Raw genomic sequence first — 20,653 nt, forward strand, 5'->3', positions numbered from 1 at the left:
TGCCAAACCCGGTATTGCCAGAACGTTAGCGGCTATTATTGTAGCGACCACCAAGTATGAAATGGACAAACAACATAACCCGAATACTAAACATTGAATACCCAATTATTCAAGCACCAATGTTTGGAGTAACGACCCCTGAAATGGTTGCAGCGACTTCAAACATAAATTGTTTAGGTTCATTGGCTTTGGCCGACCTTAACCCTGAAAAATGCGTTGAAGCAATTCGCTTAACAAAGCAACTCACAAAAAATCCTTTTGCTGTAAATATTTTCGTTCACGATATACCCGAAATTACTGACAAGCTAAGAGCGGACTATGCAAAAGCAAAAACATTTATTGAACACTTAGCGGAACAAAACAATTTGGACATAAACATTCCAACCATTGACCAACTAAAAATCAATAGCTACCACGAACAAATTGACGCTATCATTTCCGAAAACTGTAAAGTTTTAAGTTTTACGTTTGGCAACCTTGACAAATACAGCATTGACAAACTGAAAAGCAACGAAACGATTTTAATTGGCACTTGCACTTCTGTAAGTGAAGCAAAAATCTTAGAGAATTCAGGAATTGACATTATTTGCGTCCAAGGATTGGAAGCAGGCGGTCACAGAGGAAGTTTTATTTCAGAGGACATTCCTAAAATTGGTGGTTTATCATTATTGGCACAAGTAAGTGAAGCTGTAAAAGTGCCAATCATTTACGCAGGTGGAATTTACAATGCAAAAACATTGTTAGCATCAAAAACTTTAGGTGCAAGTGGTTTTCAAATTGGAAGTTTACTTTTGGGTTCAACAGAAAGTGCGTTGAAAGATTTTGAAAAAGACCGACTGAGAAAGGTAGACGAAGCCGACATTATTTTGACAAAAAGTTTTTCGGGACGTTTTGCAAGAGGCATAAGAAACACATTCATTAACTCAACCGAACAGACAGAATTTATTTTACCTTATCCCTATCAAAACAAATTGACAAACGAATTAAGAAGAGTGTCTAAACTCAATAAAAATGTAGAGTTTGTAAACATTTGGGTCGGACAATCTATCAACGAGTTTAGCGGACAATCAACGGCAGAAATTATTAAGAATTTAATTGAACAAACATCTCAGTAACAATAAAAATCTTTTAAAATTTACACAGCAATGCAAACCGACAATTTATTAAAACAAGTAAGTTTCATAAAAGAGATTGACAAGTTGAAATACATTCAACGCAAAACTAAATTATTCAACAGCGACAGAAACGAAAATGACCCCGCTACGCAAAGTCTCATGACTTTGCGTTTCTTAAAAAAGCTCTTAAAAACAAAAAACTGTCAAAAGTCTCCCGACTTTTTCCGTGAATATTTTTAGAACTGTTTGCATTTCAATAATTACAAAAAAACTACAAAGTAACAAAACTGTTATTTTGTAGTTTTTCGTTTTTGTTTAATGTGGAAGTGCTTCGATGTGCAAGTAAACGTTTTGAATTTACAAGATGCTTACGGGAAAAGTCGGGAGACTTTTATTAGATTTAAGACTTTTAAGTAACATTCAAAAAAAGCACAAAGTCGGGAGACTTTGAGGAGCGGGTATTCATACCTACAAGGTTGAAAAAAAAAACTTGCAGGATTATTGAACAACCTAATGTATTTGAAAACAACTTGAATTCGATTAGTGCTTTTTTTCCTTTTTTTGAGGATAATAACAAAAAAGTAAAATATCTCCCTTTAGCCCAATGTCATTAAGTTAAGGAATTACTATTTTTATTTTCACGCAGATTTCGCAGATTTACGCAGAAAAAAAGTAAAAAATCTGCTGAATCTGCGTGCTGCTTTTTTAATTTCTCCCTTAACTTAATGACATTACCCTTTAGCCCCGATAGGAGTGAAATCCTTTTTGTGAACTTTGTCAAAGTTTAAAACTTTGACAAAGTTCACAAAAAGATTGTAACGGATAGCGGGACTAATGCCACCTGAAAAAGCCTAATCTTTCTGCTCCAAAAAAAATTAATCGAACCTAAGTTTAAAATAAAAAAAAGGTGCAAGAAATAAATCTTACACCTTTTGACTTTAAGACATTCGTCTTTAATACTATATTATCTCGAATAATTCGGAGCTTCTTTTGTAATGGTCACATTGTGTGGGTGACTTTCGTTGATACCACTAGCAGTAATACGAACAAAACGACCTGTTTCCTGTAAAGTCGCAATGTCTTTTGAACCGCAATAACCCATACCAGCTCGAAGACCACCAATGAATTGTTGCATACTTTCGTTCAACTCCCCTTTGTAAGGCACACGCCCCACGATTCCTTCTGGAACAAGTTTCTTAACATCGTCTTCCACGTCTTGGAAATAACGATCTTTTGAACCTTCTTGCATCGCTTCAACAGAACCCATTCCGCGGTATGATTTGAATTTTCTTCCTTCAAAAATAATGGTTTCACCTGGAGATTCCATAGTACCGGCCAATAATGAACCTAGCATTACGCAATCTGCACCAGCGGCAATCGCTTTAGGAATGTCTCCTGTGTAACGAATTCCACCATCAGCAATTACAGGAACTCCTGTTCCTTTTATGGCAGCGGCAACTTCAAGCACTGCAGAAAATTGAGGAAAACCAACACCTGCAACGATTCTAGTTGTACAAATAGAACCAGGTCCTATTCCAACTTTTACACCATCGGCACCATTTTCAACCAAATACAAAGCAGCTTCTGGAGTGGCAATATTACCAACGATTACATCAAGATTTGGAAATTTAGCTTTAACCGCTTTCAACACATCCACCACACCTTTTGTATGTCCGTGAGCAGTATCGATAATTACGGCATCTACTCCTGCATTTACCAAAGCAGTTGCTCTTTCAACAGCATCGGCAGTAACACCCAAAGCGGCTGCTACTCTCAAACGTCCAAATTTATCTTTATTGGCATTTGGTTTTTGAGTCAATTTGGTAATATCTCTAAAAGTGATCAAACCAACTAACTCCTTTTTATCATTTACTACAGGTAATTTTTCAATTTTATGACCTTGTAAAACTACCTCAGCTTGTTCTAATGAAGTCCCTTCGGCAACAGTTACCAGATTTTGGCTTGTCATAACCTCAACAATAGGTCTTGAACCGTTTTTTTCAAAACGTAAATCTCTATTGGTAACAATTCCTTTTAGGATTTTATTTTCATCCACAATTGGAATACCACCAATACCATATTCTCTCATGGCACTTTTAGCATCGGCAACTGTAGCTGTCATTAATAAAGTAACTGGATCGATAATCATACCAGACTCTGCACGTTTTACTTTACGCACTTTGGCTGCTTGTTGCTCGATTGTCATGTTTTTATGCAAAACACCTATTCCACCTTCTTGAGCCATAGCGATTGCCATAGAACTTTCGGTTACAGTATCCATAGCTGCAGATACAATAGGAACATTAAGTGTAATATTTCTTGAAAATTTTGATTGGATACTCACTTCGCGCGGAAGAACATTCGAGTAATTGGGAACTAATAATACATCATCGTAGGTTAAACCCTCGCCGACAATCTTAGAGATATGTGCTTTCATGTTGCAATTTGTAGTTGAATTGCGTGCAAATATAGACAATCTTAAGCTAAAAAACACTTAAGTCCGCCGTTTTATTTTTAAATTGCATGGTAAAAATAAGTTAAAGCCTTATTTTATTTATAACCACACCTCGCAATTATGTCAGCAACAAACGGCTCTATTTCAGGATTAAACAAAGTTGAAGTTGAACAATCCAGAATCAAAAACGGCTTAAATTCCACCGAACACCAAAAAAAAAACAACTTACTTTCTTCCATAATAGAAATGGTTAAAGAACCAATGTTTTTATTACTCTTAACTGCAACCAGTATTTATTTTATCACTGCCGATTTTGGTAACGGAATTTTTATGACAGTAGCAATTTTACTGGTTTCTACCATTTCACTTTATCAAGAATCCAAGAGCCGGAATGCTATTGAAGCCCTGCATAAATTAACGCAACCCAAAAGCAAAGTCATTCGAGATAGTGAACTGATGGAAATACCCTCCGAAGAAATTGTTTTGGGTGATTGTATCCAATGCGAAGAAGGTACCTTTATTCCTGCAGATGGAATCATCATTCAATCGAACGATTTTTCGGTAAACGAATCGATAATTACGGGAGAATCATTAGCGGTTTTTAAAAGCGAAAAAAGTGAAAATAATCAAGTCTTCCAGGGAACAATTGTCGCCTCTGGATTGGCAATCTGCAAAGTAATCGCAATAGGAAGCCAAACAGAATTGGGTAAAATCGGAAAAAGTCTGGATGATATTACCGAAGAGAAAACACCTTTGCAAATTCAGATTGGAAATTTTGTCACCAAAATGTCTCTTGTCGGATTAGTCGTATTCCTATTGGTTTGGGGAATCAATTATTACAATTCAAAAATTATTTTAGACAGTTTATTAAAAGCATTAACCTTGGCGATGAGCATTATACCCGAAGAAATTCCGGTAGCATTTGCCACATTCATGGCTTTGGGCGCTTGGCGATTGATGAAAAGAGGAATCATTGTCAAACAAACAAAAACAGTGGAAACCCTTGGAAGCGCAACCGTGATATGCACAGACAAGACTGGAACTATCACCGAAAACAAAATGAGCCTGGCACAATGGTATTTATTGGAAGAGGACAATTTCAATGGTAATGACAATGGTAATGACAATGGCAATGACAATGGCAATGACAATGGCAATGACAATGGCAATTTCAATGACAATAAAAAAAATAAAATTCAATTAACTACAAACGAAGAAGAATTACTAAGCCTATCCATGTGGGCCAGTGAACCGATTCCTTTTGATGCGATGGAAATTGCTTTACACGATGCTTACGCAAAAATAGGAATCAAAGATGAGCGTCCTAATTACAAAATGGTACATGAATATCCTTTAAGCGGAAAACCGCCAATGATGACCCATCTTTTTGAAAACACAAACGGAGACCGAATCATAGCAGCCAAAGGTGCTCCCGAAGCCTTAATCGCTTGTTCTTCATTATCCGAAAATCAAACCAATCAAATTCTAGATGCAGTCCGATCTATGTCCGAAAAAGGGTATCGAGTTTTGGGAGTTGGCGTAACCCATTTTACGGGAACTGATTATCCAAAAACACAACAAGAATTTTTATTTGATTTTAAAGGGCTTGTCGCCTTTTATGACCCGCCAAAAGCCAATATAAAAGAAGTTTTCGAAACTTTTTATAAGGCCGGAATTCAAGTAAAAATAGTCACGGGAGACAATGCCTTGACGACAGCAACCATTGCTAATCAAATTGGTTTTAAAAACTCTGCAAAAATTTTAAACGGAGACGAACTTATGACGATGGACGATGCTACCTTGAAAGAGAAAGTCATGGAAACTAATATTTTTACTAGAATGTTTCCCGAAGCCAAATTAAAAATCATAAAAGCTTTAAAAGACAACAACCAAATTGTAGCCATGACAGGTGATGGAGTCAATGACGGTCCGGCTTTAAAATCGGCTCATATTGGTATTGCCATGGGAAAAAAAGGAACCGAGATTGCCAAACAAGCAGCGAATTTAATTTTGATCGATGACGATTTTTCCAAAATGACAGAGGCCATAGCCATGGGAAGGAAAATATACATCAATCTAAAAAAAGCCATCCAATACATTATATCCATTCATATTCCTATTATTATGATTGTCTTCATTCCTTTGGTTTTAGGATGGATATATCCCAATATTTTTTCACCCGTTCATATTATTTTCCTGGAAATTATTATGGGACCAACCTGCTCCATAATTTATGAAAACGAACCTATGGAACCCAACCTGATGAATCAAAAGCCGCGTCCTTTTACCAATACTTTTTTCAATCTAAAAGAAATTACAATTAGCATTATTCAAGGACTTGTAATTACGCTTGGACTTCTATTCATTTACCAATACAGCACAAAAAATGGATTATCAGAAGATCTCACCCGAACTATGGTTTTCCTCACATTGATATCAGCTAATATTTTTCTGACACTTGCCAATCGGTCTTTTTATTATTCCGTCTTGACCACTTTAAAATACAAAAACAATTTGGTTATACTTATTATTGGAACAACACTGTTGATAACTGGTTCACTATTAATCATACCAGCATTCAGAACATTTTTCAAATTTGAAAGCATTACGCTTTTACAAATTGGCTTTAGTGTTTTAATTGGATTCGTTTCTGTAGTTTGGATTGAAATTTTTAAGTTTTTCAGAAGAAGAAAAAAAAAGAAATCTATTGACTGACTCCTTGTTATTTACTGCTTCCTCCTGAGATTATATTAAATCCTATTTGAAATGTGAGTGCATTCGCCTTCGAAACATCCCTGTAAGCCAGAAGATTATCAGCCATTGCATAAAAATTAACTACCCCAATCTTGGTCGTCAACCCCAAACCGACGTTTGAATAGGAATACGAGTCGATAGTGTAAGTAGCTTTCATTTGCAATCCTTGAAGAAGCCTTCTTCTATAATAAGCCGTCAACGCCATCATAGGAGCTCTAGGGGTTGACATTGCAAAAAACTGCGCTCCAACCGCACTTCGATACCAAGAATCTTCATCAGTTTCACAATTGCATTCTGTTTGCCTTTCTTCTTCAAATGAATATTGAAATGAGGAATAAAATTTCAAAGGCCTTTGAGTCTTGAACTTATTATATATAGTATCAAAAGGAATGGCGTCTTTGAAATCCTGGTAAGCATTATCAACTGTTCCGTCTTGATTAAAATTGGTAAGAACTCCCTTAAAAGTATAATCACCTTTGAATGTGTAATCGACAACATCTTTTGTGTGACTTATAAAACCAATATCCACTAAACTTGCTGTTATCTGGATGTTTTTTTCAGGATAATAAGTAAGTCCTAAATCTAAACCCAAACCTAAATTTCCGCCCAGAAAAGCTTTTTTAGGAATATCATCCCTTAAATCAGTTGCTAAATCACCTTCATAATTTTCATCCAAATACTTGGCCCCACCTGAAGTATTAAGCTGTAAATTGGATTTTATGACTTGATTATAAATTAAATTAGAACCTTGTGCTGTATAAAAATAGCCAGAATTATGGGTTGAAGTTGCATTAAAAATACTGGAATAAATTTTCCCTCGAATTCCAAGTATGAGTTTCTCATTAAGCTGTTTATTAAACCCTACATGAAAGACAGAGAGCACTTCCGCTTTTGCACTCAAATCTCCTAGATCAAAAGACTTACCTATATAATCTTTATTACCATACAAAGACAAAATGGCCAAATCTTTTGGAATATAAATAAAGGAATCGAATTCTTGATACATTCCAAAAGAAACATACGACTTGCTTTCTTCGCCCCCTACCCTAAAACCGGCAGTAAATATTTCCAGTTGTTGATTGGCAGTCACATAATCGTTTCTGCTGGTTGAGGCTAAAACATTTTTGACTTTGGTAGTAAAATCCACTCCATCATTTGCGAATAAACTATAGGCATCAAATCCTGTTGAACCCACATTTGCAGATATTCCAGATAATAATGGGACTCCAACGAACCATTTATATTTTACATCAGCTCCCGGATTAAGTAATAAACTTTGAGGTTGAGGAGTGAAATTATATAAAACTTCTTTATTTTGGGAAAAACAATAAAAAGAAACTGTCAGACATAAAAGGATTGTTATTTTTCTCATTTTACATCAAAATAAGCAGTTATACTTGAACTCAACTCAACTCTTCCTGGGCTGCTAGCAGTTAATGGTGGTCCTGGCAGCATAGCAATTGAAAAAACCATTTTGGTTGTTCTCTTTAAAATATCCACATTTGCAGCGGTAAATATTTCTGTTTTTTCCACTAACACTTCTTTACCGCTGTAGGCAGGAACATTCATTGTTATAGTATAAATGGGAGAATTATTTTGATCTAGAAAAGTAACATTATAAAAATAGGCTCTAGCTATTGTATTTTTAATTCTGAAATACAATTCGGTTTTTACCAAGTCCTCTTGCACAAAGGAAGTGTTCAAAAAATCAACATTAGATACATAAGAAAACAATGGCTGCTCCGACCCATTTATAATAAAATCTGGAGCTTTTGCTTCTAAATAAGCAAGATTTGTAGTAAAAACTGGCTGAGTATTAAAATTATTAGCTTGATTGAAATCTAAATCACTACTACACGAAAAAGCACATAATGCTAATGCAATTAGTAAAATAACTCTATTGTAAAATCTATTTTTCATATCATTACTCTTTACAATTATTGCCAAACTTTTAATAGTCAACTAAACAAAATTAAAGAAACAACAAAAATTTTAAATTATTTAAATTTACGCCTTTTTATTGCAAGACTATTTTCAATGAAATTCACCAAATAATTTAGAAGCTTCATTATAAGCACTTTCAAAACTCATTGGACTGCAATTGGTGTTTTCTTTTTGAACCGTAAAATAAGAGAGTAATTTCTCAGTAGGCATATTGCCCGTCAAATTATCTGTAGCCATGGGACATCCACCAAAACCTTGAATTGCACCATCAAAACGACGACAGCCTCCCTTATAGGCAGCATCAATTTTCTCAAGCCATTTATCGGGTGTGGTATGGAGATGGGCGCCAAATTCAATTTGAGGATATTGAGGAATCAAATTAGAAAACAAATAATCAATTACTTCGGGCGTAGAACTACCTACAGTATCGGAAAGTGATAAAATTTTCACTCCCATTGAAGCCAATTTTTCAGTCCATTGCGCCACAATTTCGACACTCCAAGGATCTCCATAAGGATTTCCAAAACCCATAGAGAGATAGGCTACAGTTTCTTTATTAGTCTTATCTGCTAGATTTAAAATCTCATCTAAGGTCACCAAAGATTCTGCGATTGTTTTATGCGTATTTCGCATTTGAAAATTCTCGGAAATCGAAAAAGGAAACCCTAAATATTGAATAGCGGCATGCTCAGAAGCTAGTGTTGCTCCTTGCAAATTGGCAACAATAGCCAATAATTTACTTGTTGTTTTGGATAAATCAAGTTGCGCTAAAACTTCGGCAGTATCTTGCATTTGAGGTATGGCTTTCGCCGAAACAAAACTCCCAAAATCAATGGTATCAAAACCTACACGCAATAAAGATTGTAAATAAGCTACCTTTCTTTCGGTAGGAATAAAAGCTTTTATGCCTTGCATCGCGTCTCGTGGACACTCAATAATTTTTATTGCCTTCATAACGTTCAAATATATAAAAAGGTTTTGAGTTACAAAGAAAGAAAAATCGTTATCCTACTATTTTTTTGACAAAATTGCTTTGTTTATTTTCTTCACCAATGCCGGGCCTTCATAGATAAAACCCGTATATAATTGTATTAAACTGGCACCAGCTTCTAATTTTTCTAAAGCATCCTCTGCAGTATGTATTCCTCCAACTCCTATAATCGGGAATGCCTTATTGCTTTTTTGAGACAGAAAACGAATCACTTCAGTAGAACGTGAAGTCAATGGTTTTCCGGATAACCCACCAGTTTCCGTTTGATTGCAAGATTTTAATCCACTTCGGGAAATTGTAGTATTGGTTGCGATTACACCTGCAATCTTAGTTTCTTTTACAATATCAATAATGTCGAGTAATTGCTCATCGGTAAGATCCGGAGCAATTTTAAGCAGTATTGGTTTAGCTCCGCTCGATTCGGCTCCGCCTCGGGTTTGCTTTGGCTTCGCCAAATTTTTATTCTGTAAAGTTTGAAGTAATTGAGTAAGCGGTTCTTTTTCCTGTAATGCTCTAAGATTTGGCGTGTTAGGAGAACTCACATTGACTACAAAATAATCCACATAATCGTATAAGGCGTCAAAACAAATCTCATAATCTGAAGTAGCATCTTCGTTTAAAGTCACTTTATTTTTTCCGATATTTCCTCCGATAAGAACACCGTTATTTTCTTTTAACCGTTCAACCGCTTCCAGAACACCTCCATTATTAAAACCCATTCTATTAATAATTGCCGAATCTTCGACCAAACGAAATATTCTTTTTTTATCATTTCCGGGTTGTCCTTTTGGAGTAAGTGTCCCAATTTCGATAAACCCAAAACCGAAATTAGACAGTTCTTTATATAAAACAGCATTTTTATCAAAACCAGCAGCTAACCCTACAGGGTTTTTAAACTTTAAACCAAAAACTTCGGTTTCTAATCTTTTGTCATTTACTTGATATAAAAATCTAAAAAGTGAAGGAACTCCTGGAATTTTTGAGACTATTCTAATTAATGAAAAAGTAAAGTGATGCACTTTTTCAGGGTCAAAACAAAAAAGAATAGGACGTATAAAAATCTTGTACATAGTTCAAATATTGGTTGGCACAAAAGTAAAGAAATGTTTTTAGTTTTAAGGCATAGAAATGCGTTTAAAGCCGTTCATTTGTTAAATTCCCGAACAAAATTCACATTACATTAAATTCATTTAGACACAAAAAAAAATAAAAAACGACACGAAAGCATCGTTTTTTATTTTCACCAACCAATTAACAATTAAATTTTACTTTGGAAGAGCTGCATTTACAGCAGCTTTATCTATATATTGAATAACTCGATCCACCTTATCATGCGAATCAAAATGATAATCCGTATGTATCCACTGAGTCATTTCTTTTCCTTTTCTATATTTTGCCGTTGTTTTGTACCAAGCTAGCAACCAAACTCCTTTGGCCTCCACGCTTTGAGGTCTATTTACCATAATAGGCAAAAATATGGCATCACTGAATTTAATGGTTTCAATTACATTGGCTCTTCTTTGTTTCCAATAAGATGCTATTGCTGGTTTCCCTACCAAACTATCTCCACTATTCCATACGTAAACCGCACTATCGGCATATATTTCCATCCAGCTATCCATGTCTCCTTTTTCCATAGCTACTAGCGTTTTCTTGCCTATTTCAGCATATTTAGGATCGGCAAATTCAGCAGGTTTTGCAACTGTGTCATCAGTCGCAACTGTCTTATCCATTCCTTTGGATTCTTCTTTTTTACAACTTACAATTAGGAAAAAACAACAAACAATCAATAGGATTTTTTTCATAGCTTAAATATTTAAAGTATCAAAATATTTAGATTAAGCTATCTCTAGAAAGGGTACGTAAATTTAACTAAAAAACTAATAGGTTTACTTAAAATTTAAAAATAAATTAACTGATTATCAATTTTTTACATTAAAAAGTTTAACACTAACATAAACCATCATTATTCTTATTTTAAGACAAAAATTGAATCTTTTTTTTAAAACCTCACAATTTAAACAAGAATAAATTTGATGTGTTTTTGATGGGATTTTTCAAACCTGAAGTGAAGCAGTGTTAAACTATATTTGGAATTCATAGTTTGAACCAAATAAAGAACCCTTTTATGTTTAAAATAATAACCTTTATCATTATATGGATTAGCTCCTTGTTTTGCAGTTGCCTTTTTGCACAAGTAAGTCCCAAAAGAGGAGTTGCTTATGGGAACCATTCCGTTTCAGATTTGAACACCTTAAAACCAGGAATTTCTTGGTGGTATAATTGGTCTTCCGAACCCGAATCTGATGTAAATGCTAGCTACGAGAGTTTGGGAGTAGAATTTGTACCAATGGCTTGGGGAAAAGTGAACAATCCCGATGCTTTTATTGCAACGATAAAACCCGGAGCTAAATATTTATTGGCCTTTAACGAACCTAACTTCAATGATGGCTCACGATTAACACCCCAAGAAGCAGTTGATGCTTGGCCAAATATTGAAAAGATCGCTTCCGCAAAAGGCTTGGAAATCGTGAGTGCCTCTCCAGCCTACAATGGCCCTTCCAATTATGGCGGATACCAAAGTCCAATTGCCTGGCACGATGAATTCTTTCGCCTTTGCCCAACTTGCAAAGTAGACTATATTGCTTTTCATACTTATGATGCCACATCGAGTTCGGTAATTGGGGTTACTGATGGATTAAAGAAATACAACATCCCTATTTGGGTAACCGAATTTGCCAACAGAGTAGTACAATCAGCTACAGAGAAAACCAATTTCATGAAAGAGATTACAACTGCTTTTGAAAATGACCCTGATATTTATCGCTATTCTTGGTTTACCTGCAGGGTTCCTTCGGATTGGACGGATATGCTGGAAGGGCAATTACTTGCTGCCAATAGTGGAGAAATAAGACCAATAGGAACGGCCTATCTGAATGTCCCATATACTTCCAAAAAAATGAATGTGCCTGGCAGAATTACAGCCAACAAACATTACCGCCGTAGAGGGACTGGTCTGCAAAACACCACCGATGGAGGCACAACCCAAAATGTATGTTTTACGGATGCTGGAGACTGGGGAGAATACATGATAAATGTTAGCCAAAGCAGTTCTTACAAAATGACTTTTCGGGTAGCTTCTTTAATTCAGGGAAAATTTGACATCAGCGTAAATGGCGTGATTGTAAAAACGGACGAAACTTTTGAACCTACTGGAGGATTACAAACCTACACTGACAAAATAGTTTCCGGAATCAACTTGCCACAAGGAGAAAACTACATCAAGATCCTCTATAAATCGAAATTTAATTTTAATTATATTGATGTAGTTGACGAAAACAATCTTGGAATTCATGATGAAATCTTAGAAAACAAATCGGATGTTTTTTATCCAAATCCTTTCACAAACGAAGCCACATTCCAAATTAAAAGTAAAACTACCGAACCACTTTTTCTTAAGATAATTGACATGAAAGGTACGGTTTGTTTTTCCAGCAATGATTTTCATACCAATCAAAAAATAACGATTGGTAACCATTTAGCAAATGGCATTTACGCCGTTACTGCTATTTATGGAGATACACAGAAAACATTCAAAGTAATTAAGAATTAAAGCTTAATTCCATAATTTATAACTTTTGATTTATATCTAATTTTGTTGGTTGCAGTTGCTCGCGTGAGGGATTATAGTGGAGCTCTTTTTTCTTTTCAATTGCCACGGGTTTAAACCCGTGGCAATTGAAAAGAAAAAAAGCGGGAACGGAAAGCCCGACCCGTAGTTTTTCACGAAGGGTCACGCCCAAATAATACCTGCCATTTTAATACAGTCTATTTTAATTTTTTTTAGTTTTACAAATTTACGCAGGCAGAGAGTGCAAAACACGTAATACATTTCAACTGTTTTCCTTTCAAAAACAAAATAACCCAATAAAACAGTAAGTAAAACCAGATTACCCACTTAACGGTATTTAATAGCGTACATTAGACAAAAAATAATGTCTATAGAACATAAAGTTCAACTGATTGAAGAATTATTTGACCGCCTAGAGAATGAAATAACTAATTTCAAATCAGAAACAAATTTACATTGTCTTACAGGTTGTGGTCAGTGCTGTTCAAAACCAAATATAGACGCTTCGCCTTTAGAATTTTTACCATGGGCCTTTTACTTATTTTTAAATGGAAAAGCCGAAACTGTTTTAGAAGAACTAAATACCAAAACCAGTACTTTTTGTCATTTATACCAATCGCTTTCAACTACAGACAACAAAAACGGCAGATGCACGGACTATAAATACCGTGGATTAATTTGCAGACTTTTTGGCTATGCCGCCAGTAGAGATAAATATGGCGAGCTACGATTAAATACCTGTAAAATCATAAAAGAGAACCAACAGGAAAACTACAACAATACCGAAGAAGCAATTAGCAAAGGATTGTATGTTCCTATTTTTTCGGACTATTATATGCGATTAACGCAAATTGACCAGAGACTTGGAATTACTTTACTTCCCATCAATGAAGCCTTAAAAATGGCTATTGAAGAAGTCCTGCATTATTACGCTTATAGGCCTTTTCCAGGAGGACTTGAAAATATTGCCTAGAATTAAAAATTCACTTATACGCAATTATCAATAATACAAAAACAATCGCTTTTTTTTCTAAATTAGTTGGGCCAAATAAAAAACCCATGAAAAAACTAACCAAGGAAGATATCAGTCAGGAAATTTTTGATCTATATGATGACTATGCCCATAATAAAATTGAGAGAAGGCAATTTATCGAAAAACTGTCCCTGTTTGCAATAGGAAGCATAACTGTACCGTCTCTCCTTAGCTTTATGACTCCCAATTATGTGGATTCTATCACAATCAAACCCAATGATCCAAGAATAAAATCAGAATACATAACCTATCAATCTCCAAAAGGCGGTGGGGCAATCAAAGGACTTTTATCACAACCAACGGAAACCAAAAAAAAATTACCCGGAATCATTGTCGTACACGAGAATCGAGGATTGAATCCCTATATTGAAGATGTAGGAAGAAGAGCGGCTCTGGAAGGCTTCATTACTTTGGCTCCCGATGCACTATCTCCACTGGGAGGTTATCCCGGAAATGATGATGCGGGAAGGGAACTTCAAAAGAAACGCACCCGAGAAGAAATGCTCAAAGACTTTATTGCAGCCTACGGATATCTAAAATCCCATAAAGACTGTAATGGTTATGTAGGTGTTGTTGGATTTTGTTTTGGAGGCTGGATTGCCAATATGATGGCGGTAAAAATCCCGACTTTATCCGCAGCAATTCCGTATTACGGTGGACAACCCACAGCGGAAGAAGCCGAAAAAATAACGACTCCAATTATGCTTCACTATGCCGGTTTAGACACCCGCGTCAATGAGGGATGGCCTGCTTATGAAGCCATTCTCAAAAAGAATAAAGTCGAAAATAATGCTTATTTCTATCCAGGAGTAAACCACGGTTTTCACAACAATACCACTCCTCGATATGATGAAGCCGCTGCTACTTTATCATGGACCCGAACCATTGATTTTTTTAAGGAGAAACTCAAAAAAAAATAATTACAAAATTTCAATATCATGAACCTGATAGCCAAAGCAACAATACAAATACAAAAACCGATTGAAGAAGTTTTTGAAGGAATTGTAAATCCCGAAAAGATGACGAATTATTTCATATCTGAAAGTAGCGGACGAATGGAAACTGGAAAAGAATTGATTTGGAAATTTCCCGAATTCCCAGTTGAAGTTACCATAAAAGACATCCAAATTGAAATCAATCGTTCAGTTTCATATGTTTGGGATCCGAAAACCGTCGTGAAAATCATATTGGAAGAACAACCCGACAAAAGCACCGTTATAAAAGTAACAGAAGACGGAAAAACATACAACGAAGCCAACCTGAAATGGGCTCTAGGAAACACAGAAGGCTGGGCAAATTTTCTTGCCTGCATGAAAGCCTATCTCGAATATGGAATACAACTTCGCAAGGGAGCATTTGACTTTATGCGCGAAAATTAAAGAAAACAATTTATTTGAAATCCTGATTCCATTAAAAAGTTCCATTTGAAGAGTCTTAAAAAGTTAAATCCTATTTTGAGGCTTTTTCCACAACACTACACGAAAGATTATACTTAATAATTTATTGTCTTTTATTTTGATAAGATGTTAATTTATTTATTTTTGTATCTTAACAATAAGATCATATTTAAAAATTATAAACTGACATCATTGAAAAAAGCATTAAAAATTACTCTCAAAATATTTTTGGCATTCTTTGGATTTATATTTCTATACATAATAGCTGTATTTTCCCTTTCTAAAATTACGGTAAATCAAGAGCCGGATACAAAACCTGAAGTAGAAGTTTACATTTTGACAAATGGCGTCCATACTGACATTGTAGTACCTATAAGAAACGAACAAATTGACTGGAGCAAACAAATAAAATTTGAAAACACAAAAATAGCAGATTCTACATACAAATATTTGGCAATGGGCTGGGGCGACAAAGGTTTTTATTTAGAAACTCCCGAATGGTCAGACTTAAAAACTTCGGTTGCATTTAAAGCCGCCACCGGTTTAAGTACTACTGCAATTCATGCAACCTATTACAAAAAAATGACTGAAGGTGATGATTGCAAAAAAATGATGATAAGTAAGGAGCAATACGATCGTTTAATAAAATACATCGCCGAAAGTTTTCAAAAGGATGCCTCAGGTAATTTTTTAAACATAAAAACAGATGCAAATTACGGAAAAACAGATGCCTTCTATGAAGCTAATGGAAGCTATAGCTTATTTCATACTTGCAATACCTGGGCAAATAGTGGCCTAAAGGCCAGTGGTCAAAAATGTTGTTTTTGGACAGCTTTAGATTCAGGGATTTTTTCAAAATATAAATAAAAACAAATTAAACATGGTACAAAAAACATCTAATGCCTTTATAGCGGCATCTTGGGTAGCTCTTGGAGCTGGAACAGTTGGATATATAGCTGGGCTTGCCAGAGCTGAAATGCTTTTAAATGAAAAAGGGTATTATTTTACAGTCTTAATGTTTGGCCTTTTTGCTGTGGTTTCATTGCAAAAAAGTGTTAGAGACAGACTTGAAAAACTTCCGGTAACCGATATTTATTACAGTATTTGTTGGTTCGGAACTATTCTATCAATCGTATTATTAACAGTTGGACTTTGGAATGCGACAATTTTACCAAGCGAAAAAGGCTTTTATGCTTTTGCTTTTTTATTAGCCTTGTTTGGTGCTATTTCTGTTCAGAAAAACACTAGAGACAATATGGCTTTCTCAAACGAGTAAAACTTAAAAAAAATCAACAAAAAAGCCCCAAAAATTGGGGCTTTTTCAATATCTAAACTCGAGCTTATTTACTCAAATACATTTTTCTTCTAGAGTACAATTCGTAGAATTGATCATCTTTCAAATCATCAATAAACAAGATACTTTCTCCTGTTGATTTCATCTCTGGCCCTAATGCTTTGTTCACATTTTGGAATTTACTGAAAGAGAAAACCGGTTGTTTGATAGCATACCCTTTTAATTTTGGATTAAAATCAAAATCAGTTACTTTATTGTGTCCCAACATTACTTTTGTAGCGTAGTTAACATAAGGTTCACCATAAGCCTTTGCAATAAATGGAACTGTTCTCGAAGCTCTAGGATTTGCTTCAATAATATAAACGGTATCGTCTTTTATCGCAAACTGTATATTGATTAAACCTACTGTTTTTAAAGCTTTGGCAATTTTATGAGTGTGATCTTTTATCTGTTGCATTACAAATTCACCCAAGTTGAAAGGTGGCAAAGTAGCATTACTGTCACCAGAGTGTACTCCACAAGGCTCGATATGCTCCATTATACCTATAATATAAACATTACCATCAGCATCACAAATCGCATCCGCTTCGGCTTCGATTGCTCCAGCCAAATAATGGTCTAAAAGCAATTTGTTTCCTGGAATTGTTTTCAATAAATTGATTACATGCTCCTCTAATTCTTGCTTGTTGATTACAATTTTCATTCCTTGACCTCCTAATACATAAGAAGGACGAATCAATAAAGGAAAGTCTAAAGTATCTGCTAATGCCGAAGCCTCGTCTGCAGTTTCTGCAATTCCAAATTGCGGGAATGGAATTTTTAATTCGGTCAACAATTCAGAGAAACGTCCTCTGTCTTCTGCTAAATCAAGAGCATCAAAACTAGTTCCGATGATTTTTACTCCGTATTTAGATAATTTTTCAGCCAATTTCAAGGCAGTTTGTCCTCCTAATTGCACAATTACTCCTTCCGGTTTTTCGTGTTGGATAATATCATAAATATGTTCCCAGAATACAGGCTCAAAATACAATTTATCGGCTGTGTCAAAATCAGTCGAAACCGTTTCTGGATTACAGTTAATCATGATAGTTTCATATCCGCATTCTTTGGCGGCAAGAACTCCGTGTACACAAGAGTAATCAAACTCGATTCCTTGCCCAATTCGGTTTGGTCCTGAACCCAAAACAACAATTTTCTTTTTGTCGGTTACAACACTTTCGTTGTCAACATAACGTTCACCATTGGCTTTTTCAATTTCAGCCTCAAAAGTAGAGTAATAATAAGGTGTTTTAGCTTGAAACTCGGCTGCGCAAGTATCAACCAATTTGAATACACGGTTGATGTCCATTGTCATACGCAAAGCATGAACTTCGCTTTCCAGACAATTCATCATGTGAGCGATTTGTCTGTCGGCAAATCCTTTTTGCTTTGCTTCAAGTAAAAGTTCTTTTGGTAAATTAGAAACCTTATAGTTTGAAATTTCTTTTTCTAAAGTATATAGTTCTTCGTATTGTTTCAAGAACCACATATCGATTTTTGTGATTTCGTGAATACGGCTCAATGGAATTCCCATTGCAATAGCATCATAAATTACGAAAACACGATCCCAGCTTGCAAAAGTGAGTTTCTCAATAATTTGCTCGTAGTTTGTATATCCTTTTCCGTCGGCACCAAGACCGTTTCTTTTTATTTCTAATGATTGAGTGGCTTTGTGAAGAGCTTCTTGGAACGAACGTCCAATTCCCATCACCTCTCCTACCGATTTCATTTGAAGTCCCAAAGTTCTGTCAGCCCCTTCAAATTTATCAAAGTTCCAACGTGGTATTTTTACAATTACATAATCTAAAGTTGGTTCAAAAAGAGCCGAAGTAGATTTGGTAATTTGATTTTGCAATTCATCTAAGTTGTATCCTAAAGCCAGTTTAGAAGCAATTTTTGCAATTGGGTAACCTGTCGCTTTTGAAGCCAAAGCAGATGAACGAGATACACGAGGATTGATTTCAATCGCAACGATATCCTCTTTTTCATCTGGCGAAACGGCAAACTGCACGTTACATCCTCCTGCAAAGTTTCCGATGCTACGCATCATCAAGATAGCATAATCACGTAATTTTTGGAATGTCGTATCCGACAACGTCATAGCTGGCGCCACAGTAATTGAATCTCCAGTATGAATTCCCATTGGATCCATATTTTCGATAGAACAGATAATCACAACATTGTCGTTTTTATCTCTCAATAACTCTAATTCGTATTCTTTCCATCCTATCAAAGCCTTGTCAATCAAAACTTCGTGAATAGGTGACATCTCCAATCCGTAAGTCAGTTTTTCGTCAAATTCTTCTTTAGTATGTACAAATGCTGCTCCAGTTCCTCCAAGAGTAAAAGAAGGACGAATTACTAATGGAAAACCAAATTCCTGTGCAATTTCTTTTCCTTCCAGAAAAGAAGTAGCTGTTTTTGCTGGTGCAGTAGGAACATTTATTTTTTGAAGCAATTGTTTGAACTGCTCTCTATCTTCAGTAATATTGATGGCATTTACATCTACACCAATCATTCGAACTCCAAAATCTTGCCAAATTCCTTTTTCGTCTGCTTCCAAACATAAGTTCAAAGCTGTTTGTCCTCCCATAGTTGGAAGTACCGCATCAATCTGCGGGTGTGCTTTAAGAATCTCAATAATAGACTTAGTCGTCAATGGCTTCAAATAAACATGATCCGCCATAGATGGGTCGGTCATAATTGTTGCTGGATTGGAATTGATTAAGATTACTTCAATCCCTTCTTCACGAATGGAACGGGCTGACTGTGAACCTGCATAATCAAATTCACATGCTTGACCAATAACTATCGGACCTGAACCTATTATTAAAACTGATTTTATAGATGTATCTTTTGGCATTTTATTATGTGTTGTAGTTGTTGTTTTTTTATCACTTAAAATTTAAAATTTGTTAGAAAAACTCAAATTTCAAACTTAATACAGCAGTACCGCTTGGGTATAAAAAAAGGCGATACTAAAAAAAGTAACGCCTTATAGATGTTTATACAAACATTATTTTTTGTGTCTTGGTTCGCTAGAAACAGTCAACTTATGTCTTCCTTTAGCTCTTCTACGCGCTAGAACTTTTCTTCCATTAGCAGAAGCCATTCTATCCATAAATCCGTGTTTATTTCTTCTTTTTCTTTTCGATGGTTGAAACGTTCTTTTGCTCATTGCTTTGTATGTTTAAAAATCTTAATTAAGTATCTATTTATTTTTGAATAACCATTATTCTAAAACCGAGTGCAAATATACAAAGACTTTTTTTTCTGGCAAGTAGTTTTTAAAAAATATTTTTAAATCCTTTTACTATCTTTGTAACCACAAATCTTTACATATTATGTTTCATAAAAATATCAAACTTATTCTCGCTGGACTTATTATAATCACTAGCATTTGGCAATTTACAGAAAGCAATATAGGAAACGGAATTTTCCTTATCATATTGTCCGGAATCCCAGTTTTTTTATATTTCAAAAACGAACTTATTCTACTTGCCTTCTTAAAACTAAGAAAACAAGACTTTGAAGGAGCCAAAAAATGGTTAGCTTACATCAAAAATCCTGAAACAGCTTTGGTTAGAAAGCAACAAGGATATTTCAATTACCTACATGGAATTATGCTTTCGCAAACGAATATCAACCAAGCTGAAAAATATTTCAAAAAGGCAATCGAACTAGGATTATCAATGGACATGGATTTGGCAGTTGCCAAATTAAACTTAGCTGGTGTCGCAATGACTCGCAGAAGAAAATTAGAAGCTACCTCTTTATTGAATGAAGCAAAAAAATTAGACAAGCAAAACATGCTTAAAGATCAGATTGCTATGATGAAAGAGCAAATGAAAAAAATATAAACTTCAAGTTTAAAACACTTATTCTCATTATATTATAAAAGTCATCCTTGTTTTAGGATGACTTTTTTTACATCGTAAGTATTACATCGGATTAATATGTTGTTCAACGTTATTTTTGTGTTATTAAATACAAACAAGAT

17 protein-coding genes and 1 pseudogene are annotated in these 20,653 nt (G+C 35.1%); 10 read left to right on the forward strand and 8 right to left on the reverse strand.

All coding sequences use genetic code 11. The features are described 5' to 3' along the window. Positions 1-56 precede the first annotated feature (56 nt). Positions 57-1,115 (forward strand): NAD(P)H-dependent flavin oxidoreductase, encoded by a 1,059-nt coding sequence (locus HQN62_RS16305; protein ID WP_173505158.1) that lies wholly within the window; start codon positions 57-59, stop codon positions 1,113-1,115. A 30-nt stretch (positions 1,116-1,145) separates the two neighbouring features. Continuing rightward, a pseudogene (locus HQN62_RS18980) lies at positions 1,146-1,256 on the forward strand (HD domain-containing protein); the annotation flags it as partial. 823 nt (positions 1,257-2,079) lie between these two features. On the opposite strand, the gene guaB reads toward HQN62_RS18980, so the two are convergent. After that, positions 2,080-3,552: an IMP dehydrogenase gene (gene guaB, locus HQN62_RS16310; protein ID WP_173505159.1), complete on the reverse strand. Its 1,473-nt coding sequence runs from the start codon at positions 3,550-3,552 to the stop codon at positions 2,080-2,082. Positions 3,553-3,690: 138 nt separating this feature from the next. Between guaB and HQN62_RS16315 the strand changes: the two genes are divergently transcribed. After that, on the forward strand, positions 3,691-6,285 hold the full coding sequence (locus HQN62_RS16315) for a cation-translocating P-type ATPase (RefSeq protein WP_173505160.1): 2,595 nt from the start codon (positions 3,691-3,693) through the stop codon (positions 6,283-6,285). 7 nt (positions 6,286-6,292) lie between these two features. On the opposite strand, the gene HQN62_RS16320 is transcribed toward HQN62_RS16315, so the two are convergent. The 5 genes from HQN62_RS16320 to HQN62_RS16340 form a co-directional block, all read right to left on the reverse strand. Continuing rightward, complete coding sequence (locus HQN62_RS16320) at positions 6,293-7,696, reverse strand: DUF5723 family protein (protein ID WP_173505161.1); 1,404 nt, start codon at positions 7,694-7,696, stop codon at positions 6,293-6,295. After that, on the reverse strand, positions 7,693-8,244 hold the full coding sequence (locus HQN62_RS16325; protein ID WP_173505162.1) for a hypothetical protein: 552 nt from the start codon (positions 8,242-8,244) through the stop codon (positions 7,693-7,695). Before HQN62_RS16325 ends, HQN62_RS16320 begins: the two co-directional genes overlap by 4 nt. A 114-nt stretch (positions 8,245-8,358) precedes the next feature. Continuing rightward, positions 8,359-9,222, reverse strand: a complete 864-nt coding sequence (locus HQN62_RS16330) for a hydroxymethylglutaryl-CoA lyase (protein ID WP_173505163.1) — start codon at positions 9,220-9,222, stop codon at positions 8,359-8,361. 57 nt (positions 9,223-9,279) lie between these two features. After that, positions 9,280-10,329: a quinone-dependent dihydroorotate dehydrogenase gene (locus tag HQN62_RS16335; protein ID WP_173505164.1), complete on the reverse strand. Its 1,050-nt coding sequence runs from the start codon at positions 10,327-10,329 to the stop codon at positions 9,280-9,282. Positions 10,330-10,524: 195 nt separating this feature from the next. After that, positions 10,525-11,064: a nuclear transport factor 2 family protein gene (locus HQN62_RS16340; protein ID WP_173505165.1), complete on the reverse strand. Its 540-nt coding sequence runs from the start codon at positions 11,062-11,064 to the stop codon at positions 10,525-10,527. 323 nt (positions 11,065-11,387) lie between these two features. On the opposite strand from HQN62_RS16340, the gene HQN62_RS16345 reads away from it, so the two are divergent. From HQN62_RS16345 to yiaA, 6 genes are all read left to right on the forward strand, one after another. Further along, positions 11,388-12,872, forward strand: a complete 1,485-nt coding sequence (locus HQN62_RS16345; RefSeq protein WP_173505166.1) for a glycosyl hydrolase — start codon at positions 11,388-11,390, stop codon at positions 12,870-12,872. Between the two features lie 382 nt (positions 12,873-13,254). Further along, positions 13,255-13,863 carry a YkgJ family cysteine cluster protein gene (locus HQN62_RS16350; RefSeq protein WP_173505167.1) on the forward strand — a complete coding sequence of 203 codons (609 nt, stop codon included), beginning with the start codon at positions 13,255-13,257 and terminating at the stop codon, positions 13,861-13,863. 86 nt (positions 13,864-13,949) lie between these two features. Then, the gene (locus HQN62_RS16355; protein ID WP_173505168.1) at positions 13,950-14,843 is read left to right on the forward strand and encodes a dienelactone hydrolase family protein; all 894 of its coding nucleotides are present in this window, start codon (positions 13,950-13,952) and stop codon (positions 14,841-14,843) included. 18 nt (positions 14,844-14,861) lie between these two features. Then, a complete protein-coding gene (locus HQN62_RS16360; RefSeq protein WP_116797413.1) occupies positions 14,862-15,302 on the forward strand; it encodes an SRPBCC domain-containing protein in 441 nt (146 codons plus the stop codon). A 210-nt stretch (positions 15,303-15,512) separates the two neighbouring features. Further along, a complete protein-coding gene (locus tag HQN62_RS16365; RefSeq protein WP_254454448.1) occupies positions 15,513-16,187 on the forward strand; it encodes a TIGR02117 family protein in 675 nt (224 codons plus the stop codon). 13 nt (positions 16,188-16,200) lie between these two features. After that, the gene (gene yiaA / locus HQN62_RS16370) at positions 16,201-16,596 is read left to right on the forward strand and encodes an inner membrane protein YiaA (protein ID WP_116797411.1); all 396 of its coding nucleotides are present in this window, start codon (positions 16,201-16,203) and stop codon (positions 16,594-16,596) included. Between the two features lie 64 nt (positions 16,597-16,660). Here the strand turns inward: yiaA and carB are convergent, their stop codons facing one another. Next, positions 16,661-19,516 (reverse strand): carbamoyl-phosphate synthase large subunit, encoded by a 2,856-nt coding sequence (gene carB / locus HQN62_RS16375; protein ID WP_116797410.1) that lies wholly within the window; start codon positions 19,514-19,516, stop codon positions 16,661-16,663. A gap of 153 nt (positions 19,517-19,669) precedes the next feature. Beyond that, positions 19,670-19,831, reverse strand: coding sequence for a 50S ribosomal protein L34 (gene rpmH / locus HQN62_RS16380; protein ID WP_008464848.1), 162 nt, complete (start codon positions 19,829-19,831; stop codon positions 19,670-19,672). 166 nt (positions 19,832-19,997) lie between these two features. On the opposite strand from rpmH, the gene HQN62_RS16385 reads away from it, so the two are divergent. Beyond that, positions 19,998-20,513, forward strand: coding sequence for a DUF2892 domain-containing protein (locus tag HQN62_RS16385; RefSeq protein ID WP_173505170.1), 516 nt, complete (start codon positions 19,998-20,000; stop codon positions 20,511-20,513). The last annotated feature ends 140 nt before the right edge of the window (positions 20,514-20,653 follow it).

It is taken from the genome of Flavobacterium sp. M31R6 (assembly GCF_013284035.1).
Taxonomy (GTDB): domain Bacteria; phylum Bacteroidota; class Bacteroidia; order Flavobacteriales; family Flavobacteriaceae; genus Flavobacterium.

Coding starts and splice junctions, on each gene's coding strand:
- HQN62_RS16305 (WP_173505158.1), top strand. CDS start 57: ATGAAATGGACAAACAACATAACCCGAATACTAAACATTGAATACCCA.
- guaB (WP_173505159.1), bottom strand. CDS start 3,552: ATGAAAGCACATATCTCTAAGATTGTCGGCGAGGGTTTAACCTACGAT.
- HQN62_RS16315 (WP_173505160.1), top strand. CDS start 3,691: ATGTCAGCAACAAACGGCTCTATTTCAGGATTAAACAAAGTTGAAGTT.
- HQN62_RS16320 (WP_173505161.1), bottom strand. CDS start 7,696: ATGAGAAAAATAACAATCCTTTTATGTCTGACAGTTTCTTTTTATTGT.
- HQN62_RS16325 (WP_173505162.1), bottom strand. CDS start 8,244: ATGAAAAATAGATTTTACAATAGAGTTATTTTACTAATTGCATTAGCA.
- HQN62_RS16330 (WP_173505163.1), bottom strand. CDS start 9,222: ATGAAGGCAATAAAAATTATTGAGTGTCCACGAGACGCGATGCAAGGC.
- HQN62_RS16335 (WP_173505164.1), bottom strand. CDS start 10,329: ATGTACAAGATTTTTATACGTCCTATTCTTTTTTGTTTTGACCCTGAA.
- HQN62_RS16340 (WP_173505165.1), bottom strand. CDS start 11,064: ATGAAAAAAATCCTATTGATTGTTTGTTGTTTTTTCCTAATTGTAAGT.
- HQN62_RS16345 (WP_173505166.1), top strand. CDS start 11,388: ATGTTTAAAATAATAACCTTTATCATTATATGGATTAGCTCCTTGTTT.
- HQN62_RS16350 (WP_173505167.1), top strand. CDS start 13,255: ATGTCTATAGAACATAAAGTTCAACTGATTGAAGAATTATTTGACCGC.
- HQN62_RS16355 (WP_173505168.1), top strand. CDS start 13,950: ATGAAAAAACTAACCAAGGAAGATATCAGTCAGGAAATTTTTGATCTA.
- HQN62_RS16360 (WP_116797413.1), top strand. CDS start 14,862: ATGAACCTGATAGCCAAAGCAACAATACAAATACAAAAACCGATTGAA.
- yiaA (WP_116797411.1), top strand. CDS start 16,201: ATGGTACAAAAAACATCTAATGCCTTTATAGCGGCATCTTGGGTAGCT.
- carB (WP_116797410.1), bottom strand. CDS start 19,516: ATGCCAAAAGATACATCTATAAAATCAGTTTTAATAATAGGTTCAGGT.
- rpmH (WP_008464848.1), bottom strand. CDS start 19,831: ATGAGCAAAAGAACGTTTCAACCATCGAAAAGAAAAAGAAGAAATAAA.
- HQN62_RS16385 (WP_173505170.1), top strand. CDS start 19,998: ATGTTTCATAAAAATATCAAACTTATTCTCGCTGGACTTATTATAATC.